This is a genomic window from Chromobacterium alticapitis (genome assembly GCF_002924365.1).
In the GTDB taxonomy this organism is placed as follows: domain Bacteria; phylum Pseudomonadota; class Gammaproteobacteria; order Burkholderiales; family Chromobacteriaceae; genus Chromobacterium; species Chromobacterium alticapitis.
Genome location: NZ_PQWB01000177.1, coordinates 1 through 223 on the forward strand (window position 1 = coordinate 1; position 223 = coordinate 223).

1 pseudogene is annotated in these 223 nt (G+C 52.0%); it reads left to right on the forward strand.

The features are described 5' to 3' along the window. A pseudogene (locus C2I19_RS20825) lies at positions 1-187 on the forward strand (IS256 family transposase); the annotation flags it as partial. Positions 188-223 lie beyond the last annotated feature (36 nt).

A 223-nucleotide genomic window follows, 5' to 3' on the forward strand; every position in this document is an offset into this window, starting at 1 on the left:
GGTGAACATGAGCCTGCGCAAGCTGACCAAAAATCGCGGCTCCTTCCCGAGCGATGAAGCCTTGCTGAAACTGTTTTTTCTGGCGCTGAAAAACATCAGCCAGAAATGGACCATACCGATCCGAGACTGGAAGTCGGCACTGACTCGCTTTACCATCCAGTTTGAAGGGCGCATTCCTCAGGCGTAAACCCAACCCCGTTTACACAAAAATTCGGACACCCTC